The organism is Streptomyces sp. NPDC096012 (genome assembly GCF_040426375.1).
Classification (GTDB): Bacteria; Actinomycetota; Actinomycetes; order Streptomycetales; family Streptomycetaceae; genus Streptomyces.
In genome coordinates, this window is record NZ_JBEOTD010000009.1 from 191,735 (window position 1) to 205,475 (window position 13,741).

Consider the following 13,741-nt stretch of genomic DNA (forward strand, 5'->3'; position numbering starts at 1 on the left):
GGGTCACTCGGCGAATGCTTCCGCGATGGCGTAGCTGTCTTCGTACATGTGGTAGCGGGTGATGCGGCCGTTCTCGACGGTGACGTGCAGGGCGTAGGTGTTGGTGAACCTCTTTCCGGTGGACAGGACACCGAAGACGGCTTCCGCCGTCACCACCGCGTGCTCGCCGTCGACGAGGCGGGCGTTGAGGGCGAAGCTCTCCGGTCCGGTCAGCACCTTGGGGAAGATCTGGAAGAACTCGGGGATCTCCGCCTTGGTGGTGCGTACGCCCGTCCACGGCACGTCGGGGCTTCCCAGGACGCGGAAGTCCACCTTCTCGGCGAACAGGTCCAGCAGACCCGGCAGATCGCCGGCCCCGAACTTCTCGAAGAACGAGTCCAGGACCGCCTGGGTGGACTGCTGCTCTGTCGTCATGTCACTTCTCTCCGCTCGTGGTTACCGGTTTGCCAGGGCCGCGCGTCCGGCGAGGTAGATCGCCGTCTGTTCGGTGACACGCCGCCCGAGGTGCTCGGCCGTGGCGATGTCCGCCTTGTGGATCTCGTCGGCGGGCAGGTCGCCGGGCAGGGTGCCGGCCGCTCCGTTGAAATAGCCGAGCCGGTTCAGGTCGTTCTCGCTCTCATGGCTGAGGTGCCAGCCGGGGAGCAGTCCGAGGCTGACCCAGATCATCCCGTGCTGGTGACCGAGGGTCGCGAAGTAGCCGAGGGTGGAATCCTTGTCCCCGGCCTTGCAGGCGCCGATGGTGAAGCCCGAGCCGAGCTTGTCCTTCCAGGCCTGCCGGCCCCAGCGCTTGTTGGTCGACGCGGCGAACATGTGGAACTGCCCGGACGCCGATCCCATGTAGGTGGGCGCTCCGAACACGATGGCGTCGGCCGCGTCGAGTGTCTCCCACTTGGTGTCGTCCATGGCCTCGACCGTCACCATGTTCACCTCGGCGCCCGCGGCTTCGGCACCGGCTCGGACCGCCTGTGCCAGGACGTCGGTGTGGCCTCTGCCGGAGTGGTAGGCGATGGCCAGTGTGGGCGGGTTCTCCATCGGTCGTTCTCCTAGGAAGTGGACAGCTCACGTCCGGGCGGGAATCCGCTCGGTCTCCATACGGAAGTCCTGCCGGCCGTATTCCTGCCGGGCCAGCTCGATGGCCTCGGCCGTGCTCATGACCGGCTTCAGGCCGAAGATCCGGGCGATGGTCTCCAGGCGCTCGGCCATGTCTCCGCCGACCACGTGGTACGGGATCCGGAGTTCGTCCAGCGTGGCCAGCAGCATCGTGTCGATGGTCGCGCGGAACTCGTTGTTCATGGGCCGGTGGCCGTCCGCGTCGATCGGCAGTTCGTGCCGCAGGTGGACGTAGGCGTCGTACGTGTTCTTGACGTGGTGTTTGAAGGCCTGCCCGTACTGGTCGACGACCTGGGCGAAGAAGGCCATCTCGGCCGGGACCTCGGTCGCCCGGCCGCCCTCGTTGCCGGCGGTGGCGTTCGGGTTCATGGTGCCGAACCTGACCCGGCCCACCCCGTACAGCCATTCCTGCAGGGAGGAGCCGTCCGAGATGAAGTCGTCCCCGAGCAGCGCCTCCTGGACGGCCCGGCCGGTGTGCCGGCGGAGCGTGAGCTGGAGGAACTGCGCCGGCGTGACGTCCGCCAGCTTCAGGCCCGGGAAGGTCTCGGGCATGATCTCCCGGATCGTGCGGGCCAGGCTGCGCGGGACGCCGGTGTAGTGCGACAGGGCCATCACCGTCGAGGTCTTGCCCGAGGAGTATGTGCCGGACACAGCTATCTTCACGAGTGCTCCAGATGGTGAGGGTCCCCGGCGGGGCGCCCGGGTGCCGGTCCGGGCGTCCCCGCGGTGTCGGAGGGGATCCGGACTCGGCCGGTCAGGCGACCTTCGTCGCAGACAGGATGGCCTGGACCGGGATGACGTCCGGCGGAATCTCGGAGGCGTCCTTGGTGATCGCCTTCGTCACCTTGAAGCCGCACTCCTCCAGCCAGCTCTGATAGGTCGACAGCTTCTGCGGTCCGCCCTGGCCCATGGCGCAGCCGATGAAGAAGGCCGGGAAGAAGTCGACGTTGTAGTTGTCGGTGTCCGTGATGTCCTCCGGGTACACCGGCACCATGATGTCGACCTGGCCACCGACCTCGAGGGAGGCGTTCACGCCCTTGAGGATCCGGACCACGTCGTCCTTGTCGAACATGTCCAGGAAGTGCTTGATCAGGACGATGTCGAAGCCCTTGGGGATGCCGTCGAAGACGTCGCCGCCGATGAAGGAGCAGTGTTCGGCGACCCCGTGGGCCTTGAAGTTCTCCAGGGCCTCGGTCTCCTTCTCCGGCAGGTCGAAGGTGGTGACCCGCAGCCCGGGAGAGGCCTTGTGCCGGTAGGTGTGGATCGCGCCGAGGCCGGTGTTGCCGGCGAGGTCGAGCACCTGGGCGCCGGCGGGGATGTCGACGTTGGCGAAGAACCAGGGGTCGATGTGGGCGGTGACCGTGTTCATCAGGTTCGCCCAGGCGTCCCGCAGGTCCCGGTGCTCGGCCACGGCGCCGTACAGGGTGCCTTCGTCGACCCCGTACAGCTCCTTGAGCCCGACGAGTGAGCCGGTCCGGGTGCTCTCGGTGAGGTAGAACAGCTGCCGCAGCGCCACCACCTTGATCATGTTCATGTAGGCGAGGGCGCGCTTCAGGTCCTTCTCGGCGACGTCGGCGAGGGCCCCGAGGGTGTAGCCGCCGGACGCCTGGTCCTGGACGACGAAGTCCTCCTTGACCAGCAGCAGGAGGAGCTGCTCGACGGCGTCGGCCTTGGCGCCGACCGCCTCGCCCAGCTCGGCCGCCGTCACGCCCGGGGTCTGGCGGATCTTGTCGACGAGGCCGAGCTCGAAGCTGGACAGCAAGGTCATGAACCGCGAGGGGCCCACCATGTACTCACGGAATCGGGCGAGCGTGGCTTCCGATGTCATTGGACTCGTCTCTTTCGCGTAGGTAGTTTCCGCCGTCGTGCCGGCCTGCTGATCGCGGGTCACGCCCGGTTCCCGAGCCGGTCCTTGAGCCGGTCCGCCAGGGCGAGGCGCTGCACCTTGAGGGTGCCGGTGCGGGGCAGCTCCGCCTGCGGGATGTGGATCGGCTCGGCGAGCTGGGGGTAGTCGGTGACGGCCGAGCGCCAGCGGCCGGGGTCCAGCGGCTGGTCGTCGTGGGTGCAGATCACCGGTACGGCCTCGGAGCCGGCCCCGTGGACGATGACCAGCTCGCTCAGCTCCGGCAGCCGGCTCAGGACGCGGTCCTCGATCTCCAGGGAGCTGCGGACTCCGGGGATCATGTCGACCTCGCGGTCGAGCATGTGCAGGCAGCCGAACCTGGTGAAGTAGCCGACGTCGCCGGTCCCCCACCACTCACCGTCCCGGTTGTCGTCGTAGCGCTCCTGCTCGGCGAAGTAGGTCTTGGCCAGGCCGGGCCAGGCGACCTCGATGCGGCCCGGGTTCTGCTCGGTCGGCCGGTTGCCGTCCCGGCTGACGACGCGGACCCTGGCCGAGCCGAGGGGCATCCGCCAGCCCACGCAGCGGCCGTTCGCCTTGTGGGCGGAGTTGCGGAAGTAGGCGCGGCCGACGGCGGGCCCGACCTCGCTCTGGCCGTAGATCTGGAAGAACAGCGCCCCCCGCCGGTCGGACGACTTGAGCAGCTTGCTCATCGTCCCGGGGTGGATCGCGTCGAAGGTGCTGCTGAAGTACTTCACCGAGGAGAACGGCCTGCGCGGGTCCTCGGCCAGGCCTTCCCAGGCCATCAGCGAGTTGGGCAGCGCCTCGACGAGTCCGGGCCGGTTCCGCAGGAACAGCTCGGCGACCGTGTCGGGGTCCGACTCGTTCATGAGGAGCACCGGCATCTCCTTCAGGAGCGCCAGGGCCATCGCCGCGACGTTCCGGGAGTGCACGAAGGGGATGTGGATCGCGACGTTCTCCCGCTTGCGCATGAGCGAGAGCAGCCGCCACTGGGGCTTGAGCCGGATGCCCTGGGTGCGGGGGGTGTGCACGACGAGCTTGGGCAGCCCGGTGGTGCCCGAGGTGTGGGTGATCACCGCTGCTTCGTCGATGGGCCGCACCACCGGCTTGATCCGGGGCGAGCCGGCGAGCTTGCCCAGTGAGATCGTCTCCGGCCGTTCACCGGACACGATGATCACCCGGCGGGTCAGTTCCGCGAGCGGCAGCTCGGAGAGCACGTCGAGTTTGTGCTCGTCGGTCAGCAGGTTGGGCCGGTCCACCCGCTCCAGCAGGGCGCCGACGGTCGCCGCGTCCAGGCTGGGCGAGAGCATCACCGGCACCGCGCCGATCCGGGACGCGGCACAGGCCAGCACCCACACATCGGCGTTCGGCCTCTTGTGCAGCACGATGTGCTCGTCCGTCCGCACACCGGCCGCCCACAGGCGCGCCGCCAGGTCGTCGACCAGCTCGGCGAGCCGGGAGACCGTCAGGTGCCGACCCACCTCCGGGAGGACGTCCAGATCGTGGTCGAGAGTGATCGGCGTCGCCCCGTTGACGGCCGCGGCCATCGCCGGCAGCAGGCCGATGTGAAGACCGCGCTTCTGTATCGATCGGTAGGCCACAGAGCCCTTCATCGGGCTGTCTCCTTTGCGGTGGTCGGGGGACATGCGTCGGGTGTCGCCGGCTCGGTGCGGCTGCCGGGACGACACATGCGGCGAGCGCCGGGACACATGGGTGCGCCGGGGGCGCCCGTGCCGCGCAGGCTCGGCCGCGAACGACCGCAGCGGCGGCCCCGGGCACGGATGCCAGGGACCGCCGCTGCGACGGTGGCTCGGGTCAGGGGGTCACGTCGTCCGAGGCGACGTCACCCGCGGTGGGCGTCAGGCGGTGGCGCGGCCGGCCTTGAGCGCGGCCGCGGTGTCCACGACACGCCGGGCCTGGTAGCGGATCGCCTGCAGGATCTCGTCGGCGGGCGCGCCGGACCCGGCGGCGGTGCCGTAGGGGGTGCCCGTCTGGAACTGGATGGGGTCGGTGTAGCCGGGCGGCACGATGATGCCGCCCCAGTGGTAGAAGGTGTTGCTCATCGCCAGGATCGTGGACTCCCGGCCGCCGTGCGTGGTGCCGGTGGAGGTGAAGGCCGAGCAGACCTTGTTGGCGAGCTTGCCCTGCTGCCACAGCGGGCCGGCGGTGTCGATGAACGCCTTCAGCTGGGCGGACACGTTGCCGAAGCGGGTGGGGGTGCCGAGCAGCAGCGCGTCGGCCCAGGCGAGGTCGTCGAGGGTGGCCTCGGTGACGTCGGCGCTGTCCGTGACGTGCTGGGCCCAGGCCGGGTTGGAGTTGATGGCCTCCTGCGGGGCGGTCTCGCGGACCTTGCGCAGGCGCACCGTCGCGCCGGCCTTCTCCGCTCCCTCCGCAGCGGCCTTCGCCAGGGCGTGCACCGTACCGGAGGCGCTGTAGTAGATGATGGCTACGTTCACGGATTCCACGATCGGTTTCCTTTTCTCGCTTGCTACCTGGCGGCGCCGTTGTCCGTTCGCCCGACAGCGGCAGAGCTTTTTTCGACCCCGGATTTCGACAGGGGGATGCGACTGGAGCACGGGGGAAACGGCAGTCGGAATGGGTGCGTTGTGCGCGCTCTAAGGCCGGACCGCTTTTACGCGGCCGACACCCCCCACGTGCGGCGAACCGAATTCATCCTATCGAGCGATGACCAAGGTGGCGGGCGGTGCCGAATGAAACGAGACATCCTTGAATCCGGCCTTGACGAGCCAGTCGCGGTAGTCGGACTGCCGCCAGGTACCGCCCTGCTTGCTCTTGAGCAGCATTTCCGCGGCGAAGATCAGCGGGAAAGCCGGGCCACTGCGGTCGTCGTCGACGACGTAGTCGCAGATCACCACGGCGCCACCGGGCTTGAGGGCGTCCCGCAGGCGGGCGAAGACGGCGACGTTGTCCTCCGGCCCCTCCTGATGGGCGATGTGGGAGTACAGCGCGACGTCGTACTTCGCGGTGCCGAAGTCGGTGGTGTGGAAGTCCCCGTCGACGGTGGTGAAGCGGTCGGCCACGCCCCGTTCCGCCAGCAGCCGGCGCGCGATCGCGTTGATCGGCTCCCAGTCGAGCTGGGTCGAGCGGGCGGCCTGGTTGGTCTGCAGCCAGATGGCCGAGTAGATGCCCGAGCCGCCGCCCACGTCGAGGATCGAGATCTCGCCGGCGTCGGCCAGCCCGAGCACCTCGGCCGCGACCGTCGCGGCGGGGACCGACTGCGCCGCGATGGCCGGGACGATCTCCTCCCAGTGCGGGTTGCGGGCCACCTCGGTCGTCGGGTTCGTCACCGGCCCACCGGCACCGACCACCTCGGGCAGCGCGACGAGGCTGCCCATGTGCTTCAGCTTCAGCTGGGCGAAGCTGCTCAGGGAGGTGGGCTTGCCGTCGACCAGGTACGCCGACGCCTCGGGTGTGTTGCGGTACCTGCCCTCGTGCAGCTCGACCAGGCCCACGCCGAGCAGTCCGTCGAGGAGGGTCTGGGCCCCCCGCTCGGCGATGCCGGCGCGCATGGCCAGCTTCGCCGCGGTGTCCGCGCCGTTCTCGAGGTGGGTGAAGAGCGAGTGGGCGGCCGCGGCGCCGACGACGCCGGTGGCCCAGTAGCCGTTGATCAGGCGCAGTACCCCGTCCGGTGCCGGCTGATGATCCGTCATGCTGCCCCTCCAAGGGTCCGGCTGGGCACCGAGTGGGTCCGGACGGCGCTGCGCAGGGCATCGACGACCCGTTCGACCTGGTGGGTGCTGAGTTCCGCGTGCATGGGTATGGCGAGATGGCGCCGGTAGAGATCGGCCGAGACCGGGCACGTGTGCTTCGACTCGAAGACGGGCTGTATGTGGGCCGCGAACGTGCCGTGTCCGCAGCCGATGCCCTTGCCGCGCAGTTCGGTGGCGACGGCCGCCCGGTCCACGCCCGGATCCAGCGTCACCATGTACGTCTGCCAGGCGTGGGTACGGTCCTCCGGCACGTACGGCACCGTCAGCAGCTCTTCGTCGGCGAGCAGTTCGGCGTACTGCCGGGCGACGGCGTCGCGGCGGGCCAGCAGCTCGTCGATCCGGCCCAGCTGCACCTGCAGGATGGCCGCGGCGATGTCGGAGAGCTTGTAGTTGTAGCCGATCTGGGTGAACTCGGGGATGGGCAGGCCGACGACCTTGCCCATGTCGAAGATGCTGCCGATGCCGAAGGAGGAGCGCAGCCGCGCGTCGGCGCCGATCTTCGGGTCGGCGGCGAGCAGTGCGCCGCCCTCACCGCTGCTGGCGCCCTTGCGCCCGTGGAAGGACAGGACGCCCACCTCGGTGAGCGCGCCCGCCTCGCGGCCCTGGTACTTCGCGCCCACCGCGCAGGCGGCGTCCTCGATGACGAACAGGCCGTGGCGGTCGGCGATGGCCTGCAGTTCGACGTAGTCGGCGGGGATGCCGACCGTGTCCACCGCGATCACACCGACGGTGCGGGGCGTGATCAGGTCGGCCACGGCCTGCGGGTCGATGGTGCCGGTGTCGGCGCGCACGTCGGCGCAGACGGGGACCGCGTCGAGGTAGCGCACGGCGTGCGCGGGCGCCGGGAACCCGTAGTCGGCGACGATCACCTCGTCACCCGGCTTGACCCCGAGCGCGAGCAGGGAGACGTGCAGCGCCGCGCCGGCGTTGCACATCGCGACGGCGTCGCCGACGCCGTACCGCGCGACCAGCTGGGCCTCCAGGGCCTTGCCCCTCGGTCCCTGTCCGGCCGGCCAGCCGGAGGCGAACACCTCGGCGACGGCTGCCAGTTCCTGCTCGCCCAGGCTCGCGTGCACCAGGGGGATCGGGTCCATCGTGGTCACCTCTCGCTCCGCTTCGCGTTCGTTTCCTGGCCGGGGATCCCGGCGACCGTCGGCGGCTCGAAGCGCAGCGGCGTGAGCTGGCTGACGTCGTACCGCCGGCGCATGGCCTCCACCGCCGCGGGGTCCACGGCGGTGCCGCGCGACCAGATCTCCGCGATCTCTTCGAAGTAGGCTTCGTGCTCGGGCGACGGGAAGCACTGGAAGAGCATCTTCACCGGCTTGTCCGTGGCGTTGCGGAACGCGTGCGGGGTGCCGGCCGGCACGAACATGCAACTGCCCTCACCGGCACGGACGACGCGGTCGCCCTTGGGGGACTCCCAGTGGTGCCAGGTGTCCGACGTACGCTCGGTCGGCTCGAAGCACAGCAGGTCCAGCTCGCCGTCCAGGACGTAGAAGAACTCCTGGGACCGGTTGTGCACGTGCGCCCCGACATCGAACCCGGGCGGAACGACCACCTCGAAGATCGAGACGGAGGATCCCATCTCCTTCGTGGCCTTGAAGGTCACCTCCTGCGCCGGGGTGACCAGCTTGCGCCCAGCGCCTGCCGGCACGATGAGGTCAGTCATATGCTTCGCTTCCTTTGTCCGTGCGGGGCTCAGACGATGGTCTGCGGGACGTCCACGGCCCAGGTGCCGAGCGCCATCTCGGCGGTGATGCCGGGACCGAAGCCGGCGATGAGGCCGGTGGCACCGGGCGCCGGGGTGTCCTCCTCGAACAGCCTGCGGGCGGCTTCGAGCACGACGGCGCTGGCGATGTTGCCGTACTCGCTCAGGGTCGACCAGCTGTGGCGGAACACGTCACGGTCGACCTCGAGGAACTTGGCGAGGTCGTCGAGGATGCGCGGACCGCCGGCGTGGATGATGTAGAAGTCGAGCTTGCCGGCGTCCCAGCTGTGGTCCTTGGCCAGCTCGCGCAGGACCGGGGCGAGCGGCTCCATCGTGCCGGGCACGCGGCGGTCGAGCTGGAAGTGGAAGCCCGTGTCCTTGACGGCGTAGGAGATCCAGTCCTCGGTGTCCGGGATGAGGTAGGAGGCGTTGCGCTCCAGCTCGATGCCGACGCCGCCCTCGTCGCGCACCACGGCGGCCGCGACGGCGTCACCGAACAGGCCGTCGGACAGCAGCGAGCCGATGTCGTCCGCCTCCGGCTGGTAGCACAGCGAGCACAGTTCGCAGGAGACGATCAGGACGTTGCTGCCGGGATGGGCCATGCAGAAGTCGTGGGCCCGGTTGATCGCCGCACCGCCGGCCGCACAGCCCAGCTGGGCGATGGGTATCTGCCGGGTGTCGGAGCGGAAGCCCATCGTGTTGATCAGCCACGCCGTCAGGGACGGCATCAGGAAGCCGGTGCACGAGACGTAGATGATCGCGTCGATGTCTCGGGCGTTCACCTCGGCGTTGGCCAGGGCCTGCTCGATGACCTGGGGCGTGCGCTTCTTCGACTCGACCTCGTAGATGCGGTTGCGCTCTTCGAAACCCGGGTGGTGCAGCGTCTTCTCGATGGGCTGGACGATGTGCCGCTTCTTCACGCCCGTGTTGCGGATCAGACGGAGCGCCAGAGCAAGCTGCGGCTTGCCGGCATGTGCTCTTTCGGCAAATTCCAGAGTCTCTTCCACTGTGATGATGTGTTCGGGTGCGTTCATCGCCGGCTTGCATAGCCTCGGCATATCCGGAATCCACTTCTTTAGAGTCTCGACAGCAAGGGCCGTGGGGCGTTGAGCTCGATGTGGGTCGCCTTGTGCGCCATCCCTCGGTGTGGTTGTCGACGAGGTTCTTCACGGTGGCCTGACATGCCCGCCGATGAGCTGGGCGGGCAGGTGGCGACTCCCGGCCGGACGCCACGGGCCCTGGCGGGCTCTTCCTCCGGGTCCGGGGCGCCGCTTGTCCGTGGGCCGTGCGTTTGACGGGTGCGGCCACGGGCAGGCGGTGGTGGCGGTTGGCCGGAGGAGAAGCGTCGGCGGCGAGTCGCCCCTGTCCTTCAAGAGGTGCCTCGAGAGGTCCTTCAAGAAAGGGAAGGGACTTCGACTGCCCGGAGGACGAAGGCGACTGCCGTGGTTCACGGAGACGGGGATCTCGCCTGGTCCCGCCCGCGGGGAAGCGGCGGACGACAGCCGATCCACTGCCTTGCGGCTGTTTTCGGGCAGGGGAGGTGTGCGGAAATCGTGACACGGATGGGGCCCCCTCGCCAAGCGCCTCCAGGAGTGACCCAGGTCACACCGCAAGCGCCCTTTCCTCGAGCCGCCGCAAGGCGGCCTCACCCCGCGGCCACCGGGGCACGCGCGCCGGAGCGCCCGGACCGGTACGGAGCCGGGTGGGGCAACGCGCAGGTCAGAGGCCCTCTTCCCGGTGCGCGGTCCCAGCTGTGACGCTTGGTCAAGGGAGTACGGCGCCGCCTGTACCCCCCTGCTGCGGCGCAGCCACGCCGTGCCTGCCGTCGTGGCGTGGCCGTGGGCGGCTCGGGGCCCGGTGGACAACAGGCGGAACGCCGCTCCATCCTGGACGGCCCGCTGGTGGACGGCGCCTTGGGCCCCCGTCGACGGCGACTCGCACCGGCCTGGGCCGCGGTACGCCGAGCGCACGGGGCCCTCGTGCGGCGGCCTGGGACACAGGCTGCCGAGGGCGCGGATCCTCACCCTCCCCCGTCCCCGGCGTCGAGGTCGTGGCTCCCGCTCACCTGTCTGGGCGGCCGGGCATCGAGTGCCTGGGATCGCGGCCGGGATGTGTCAGTGGCCAGGGCCGGGGCGTGGCGGGGACGCGTGTGGTGGTTCCTCCGGGGCGGCCGCGTCCAGCACCTCGGCCACGGTCTCGGTGCCGTCGAGGGTGGGCAGATGCCGCAGCAGCCGTACGCACTGGTCGGCCAGCCGGCTCGCGTCGGCGTCGGCGATGCGGGACCGGTCGTGGACGACGGCGAGGCTCCGCGAGCCGTCGGCGTCGCCGCGCACGAGCAGGGCCAACGGTTCGGCGGGGTGTGCGCCACCGGCGTGCTGCCGCCCGAACCGGATGCCCTGCTCGGCGAGTTGGGCCCGCAGATCGGCGGGCCAGCACGGGGTGTGTTCCAGGGAGACGAAGCTCTGCGGCGACGAGTCGGGCCGGCCGGCCCACTCCCGGATCTGCCCGGTGGAGACCCATTCGTACGCCGCCATCTCCAGCACCCGGTCGCGCAGCGCGGCCAGCAGCCGGCCGATAGGCCAGGAGGGGTCCACCAGGACGGTCACCGGCAGGCGTGCGCGCAGCGGTCCCACCAGCCGCTCGGCGCTCTCCAGGGTGATGCCGCGCCCGGAGGCCGTGACGCCGAAACAGACCGGGACGGGTCCGGTCGCCTTCGCCGCGCGGTACAGCAGGAGCGCCCACACGACGTGGACCATGCTGGAGTCGGGCAGGCCCCGCGTGGCCGCCCAGCGGTGCAGCCGGTTCGCCTCGGCGGTGGTCAGCCGGGCCTCGGCCCGGCCACGTCCCTGCCGGCGCGTACGGGGACCGGCCGGGACCGGCAGGACGACGGGCGTGCCGGCGGGCAGGACGCGGCTGAGGAAGTCCCGTGCCGATGCCGTGTCCTGACGCTGCAGCCAGCACATCCAGTCGCGGATGTCCGGCCGGCGCTCCCCGCCGGGGAGCACGCCGTCCGCGAGGTAGGCACGGCTGAACTCGTTCACCAGGACGTACGCGCTGCGGGCGTCCAGCAGACCGTGGTGGAAGGTGAGCAGGACCCGGGTGCCGTCCGGTACGCCGGTGTCGACGAGCGTGACCCGCAGCAGGCCGGGACGGCTGACGTCGAAACCGTGCAGCCGGTCCTCCTGCAGCAGTTCGTCCCAGTCGACGCTGCCGGCGAGGTGCCGCAGCACCTGGGTGTGGGCGTGCGGATGGAAGACGATGCGCGGACTCGGCCGCCGTTCGAAGGCCGCCCGCAGGACGGCTTCGCGTTCCGCGACGGACTGCCAGGCGGACACGAACCTCTCGGTGTCCAGCGGCCCGTGCCAGCGCCACCAGATCTGCTCGACGTGCCGTGCCGTGAACCGGTCGGCGGCGGAGTCCAGCAGTGCGTCACAGCGCTGCCGGGGCACGGGCACGGACGGCCGGTCCGCCCTGTCGGGCACCGCTGTGCGGCGATCGTTGCGGATCCGTACACGGCGCCACCGGCCCGACCTGGCCATGTCTCGTCCTCCTCGCCGTCGCCGCCTCGTCCCGGACGGGACCGCAGGCCGCAGGGATGCCGGGTAGCGGCACACCGGCCGGTATGGTGCCGGGTCCCCCCGTCATGCAACTGACGGTGCGTCAACGCCGCTGGAGTTTCCGTGGAGGAGCTCTGGACTACGGCTCGGGCGACCACCGGGCGCCCGGCCGCCGGCCTGCCCTGCCGGCTCGTGCGGCGGCAGAGCGAATGACTCCGGCCGGGCAGCGGCACCACCGTCGGGAAGCCACCCAACGGCATGGCCGGGCAGCACCACCACCGTCAGGAAGCCACCCAACGGCATGACCGGGCAGCACCACCACCGTCAGGAAGCCACCCAACGGCACAAGCGGGCAGCACCACCGGTGTCGGGAAGCCACCCAACGCATGAACGGGCAGCACCACCGCCGCAAGGAAGCCACCGAACGGCATGACCGGGCAGCACCACCGGTGTCGGGAAGCCACCGAACGGCACAAGCGGGCGACGGCCGCGGTGTCAGAGAGTCGGGACCGCGGTTTCCGGCGGCCGGTGCCCGCCGGGCGTCACAGCACCCGCACCGCGCCCGCGGCATGCCGTATCGCCTGCTGGAGGACGAGGTGTTCCCGCCCGCTCAGCGCTTCGCGCACGTGCTGCCGCGCCTCGGCCAAGGTCGCGCCGGCACCGAGGACGTCGGCGATGGCGTCCTCGCGCAGCAGCACGTGGTGCCGGGCGGTGAGGTTCACGCCCGACCCGTCGGGCTCCACCGACCACTCGCCGGTGTGTGCCGACATCAGGGGGGAGGTGACGGTCTCCTTGTGGACGAGCCGGCCCGCGCCGGGGAAGCAGATGCGGACGGACTCGGTGTGGTGTGCGCTGCCGTCGCCGGCGAGGCCGTCGACCGTCATGATCTGGACACCCGGGTGGTCCTCCACCAGGCGCACACCGCGTACGTCCGGCAGGCCGGCGGTCCAGTCCTCGGCCCGGTAGAGGAAGTCGAACGCGGCGTCGGCGGAGCCCTCGAGGCGCACGGTGTCCTCGACGGACAGCTGGAGTTCGTCCAGTCTGGGCCAGCGCTCGGCGATCCAGACCAGCCGGTCCAGCTGGTCCCGGCCGTTGGCGCGGGTGACCCGCTCCGCCCAGGCCACCTGGGCCGGGGCGTCCCCGGTGACGGTGAACTGGTACTCCAGCACCACCCGGCAGCGGTCGCCCAGCGGATGTATCGTCCACATGCCGGTCATGGACTCGACGGGCGCGTCGGTCAGGTCCTGACGGAACGTCACGCACCGGCGGCCGACGTCCAGTTCGCGGCTGGACACCCAGGAGGAGACCCGGCCCTCCGTCATGGCCCACATGCGCAGCCGCTCGTGGGCGCCGTCGAAGCCCAGCCGCTCCACGTGCAGGCAGTTCGGGAAGAACAGCGGCCACTGCGTGGCGTCGGCGATCAGCCCGTACAGCACTCCGGCCGGGGCCGATGTGGTCACCTCCGCGGCCATGCGGTGCACTCGCGCGACCGGCATCTGCCATCCCCCTCGTGATCCGCGGCCGCCTGCGCCGCACCGACGTCTCGCACACCACTGCGCGCCGCACCGGTCCCTGTTCCGGTGCGGCACCCCCGCCGCTCTTCGCGCCGCGCGGCCCCGCCGATGTCCGCAGAGGGTGGCAAGAGCCGCTCCGGGCGAGACCTCACTGATGGTCCGCGGCCCGATACTGTCCGAAGCCTCTCGTGCGCGGCATGGGCCGCACTCGGGCGACGCTGGACGCGGCGCCGCCCTTCCGCGTCGGCGTCCCGGGAGGT

The 13,741-nt window shown here is 70.5% G+C and carries 12 protein-coding genes; all 12 read right to left on the reverse strand.

The annotated features are described in order from the left end of the window. Positions 1 to 3 precede the first annotated feature (3 nt). The 12 genes from ABVB68_RS12575 to ABVB68_RS12630 all read right to left on the reverse strand — a co-directional run bounded on the left by ABVB68_RS12575 (position 4) and on the right by ABVB68_RS12630 (position 13,463). Positions 4 to 414, reverse strand: coding sequence for a nuclear transport factor 2 family protein (locus ABVB68_RS12575; RefSeq protein WP_353601027.1), 411 nt, complete (start codon positions 412 to 414; stop codon positions 4 to 6). A 21-nt stretch (positions 415 to 435) separates the two neighbouring features. Then, positions 436 to 1,032: a flavodoxin family protein gene (locus ABVB68_RS12580; protein ID WP_353601028.1), complete on the reverse strand. Its 597-nt coding sequence runs from the start codon at positions 1,030 to 1,032 to the stop codon at positions 436 to 438. A gap of 27 nt (positions 1,033 to 1,059) precedes the next feature. Continuing rightward, complete coding sequence (locus ABVB68_RS12585; protein WP_353601029.1) at positions 1,060 to 1,773, reverse strand: AAA family ATPase; 714 nt, start codon at positions 1,771 to 1,773, stop codon at positions 1,060 to 1,062. A gap of 91 nt (positions 1,774 to 1,864) precedes the next feature. Beyond that, entirely contained in the window at positions 1,865 to 2,938 is a 1,074-nt protein-coding gene (locus tag ABVB68_RS12590; RefSeq protein ID WP_353601030.1) for a methyltransferase, read from the reverse strand. 59 nt (positions 2,939 to 2,997) lie between these two features. Continuing rightward, complete coding sequence (locus tag ABVB68_RS12595; protein WP_353601031.1) at positions 2,998 to 4,584, reverse strand: class I adenylate-forming enzyme family protein; 1,587 nt, start codon at positions 4,582 to 4,584, stop codon at positions 2,998 to 3,000. 246 nt (positions 4,585 to 4,830) lie between these two features. After that, the gene (wrbA, locus tag ABVB68_RS12600; RefSeq protein ID WP_353601032.1) at positions 4,831 to 5,436 is read right to left on the reverse strand and encodes an NAD(P)H:quinone oxidoreductase; all 606 of its coding nucleotides are present in this window, start codon (positions 5,434 to 5,436) and stop codon (positions 4,831 to 4,833) included. Positions 5,437 to 5,646: 210 nt separating this feature from the next. Beyond that, the gene (locus tag ABVB68_RS12605) at positions 5,647 to 6,642 is read right to left on the reverse strand and encodes an SAM-dependent methyltransferase (protein ID WP_353601033.1); all 996 of its coding nucleotides are present in this window, start codon (positions 6,640 to 6,642) and stop codon (positions 5,647 to 5,649) included. Continuing rightward, positions 6,639 to 7,796, reverse strand: a complete 1,158-nt coding sequence (locus ABVB68_RS12610) for a DegT/DnrJ/EryC1/StrS family aminotransferase (RefSeq protein WP_353601034.1) — start codon at positions 7,794 to 7,796, stop codon at positions 6,639 to 6,641. The genes ABVB68_RS12605 and ABVB68_RS12610 overlap by 4 nt, the downstream gene beginning before the upstream one ends. Before the next feature lie 5 nt (positions 7,797 to 7,801). After that, the gene (locus ABVB68_RS12615; RefSeq protein WP_353601035.1) at positions 7,802 to 8,371 is read right to left on the reverse strand and encodes a cupin domain-containing protein; all 570 of its coding nucleotides are present in this window, start codon (positions 8,369 to 8,371) and stop codon (positions 7,802 to 7,804) included. 29 nt (positions 8,372 to 8,400) lie between these two features. Beyond that, the gene (locus ABVB68_RS12620; RefSeq protein ID WP_353601036.1) at positions 8,401 to 9,468 is read right to left on the reverse strand and encodes a type III polyketide synthase; all 1,068 of its coding nucleotides are present in this window, start codon (positions 9,466 to 9,468) and stop codon (positions 8,401 to 8,403) included. A 1,056-nt stretch (positions 9,469 to 10,524) separates the two neighbouring features. Then, positions 10,525 to 11,949 carry a condensation domain-containing protein gene (locus ABVB68_RS12625; protein WP_353601037.1) on the reverse strand — a complete coding sequence of 475 codons (1,425 nt, stop codon included), beginning with the start codon at positions 11,947 to 11,949 and terminating at the stop codon, positions 10,525 to 10,527. 560 nt (positions 11,950 to 12,509) lie between these two features. Further along, on the reverse strand, positions 12,510 to 13,463 hold the full coding sequence (locus ABVB68_RS12630; RefSeq protein WP_353601038.1) for an aromatase/cyclase: 954 nt from the start codon (positions 13,461 to 13,463) through the stop codon (positions 12,510 to 12,512). Between the last annotated feature and the right edge of the window lie 278 nt (positions 13,464 to 13,741).

What these genes read in the sequence shown, in the direction of transcription:
- ABVB68_RS12575 (WP_353601027.1), bottom strand. Translation starts at nt 414, where the DNA reads ATGACGACAGAGCAGCAGTCCACCCAGGCGGTCCTGGACTCGTTCTTC.
- ABVB68_RS12605 (WP_353601033.1), bottom strand. Translation starts at nt 6,642, where the DNA reads ATGACGGATCATCAGCCGGCACCGGACGGGGTACTGCGCCTGATCAAC.
- ABVB68_RS12620 (WP_353601036.1), bottom strand. Translation starts at nt 9,468, where the DNA reads ATGCCGAGGCTATGCAAGCCGGCGATGAACGCACCCGAACACATCATC.
- ABVB68_RS12595 (WP_353601031.1), bottom strand. Translation starts at nt 4,584, where the DNA reads ATGAAGGGCTCTGTGGCCTACCGATCGATACAGAAGCGCGGTCTTCAC.
- ABVB68_RS12615 (WP_353601035.1), bottom strand. Translation starts at nt 8,371, where the DNA reads ATGACTGACCTCATCGTGCCGGCAGGCGCTGGGCGCAAGCTGGTCACC.
- ABVB68_RS12580 (WP_353601028.1), bottom strand. Translation starts at nt 1,032, where the DNA reads ATGGAGAACCCGCCCACACTGGCCATCGCCTACCACTCCGGCAGAGGC.
- ABVB68_RS12625 (WP_353601037.1), bottom strand. Translation starts at nt 11,949, where the DNA reads ATGGCCAGGTCGGGCCGGTGGCGCCGTGTACGGATCCGCAACGATCGC.
- ABVB68_RS12630 (WP_353601038.1), bottom strand. Translation starts at nt 13,463, where the DNA reads ATGCCGGTCGCGCGAGTGCACCGCATGGCCGCGGAGGTGACCACATCG.
- ABVB68_RS12610 (WP_353601034.1), bottom strand. Translation starts at nt 7,796, where the DNA reads ATGGACCCGATCCCCCTGGTGCACGCGAGCCTGGGCGAGCAGGAACTG.
- ABVB68_RS12590 (WP_353601030.1), bottom strand. Translation starts at nt 2,938, where the DNA reads ATGACATCGGAAGCCACGCTCGCCCGATTCCGTGAGTACATGGTGGGC.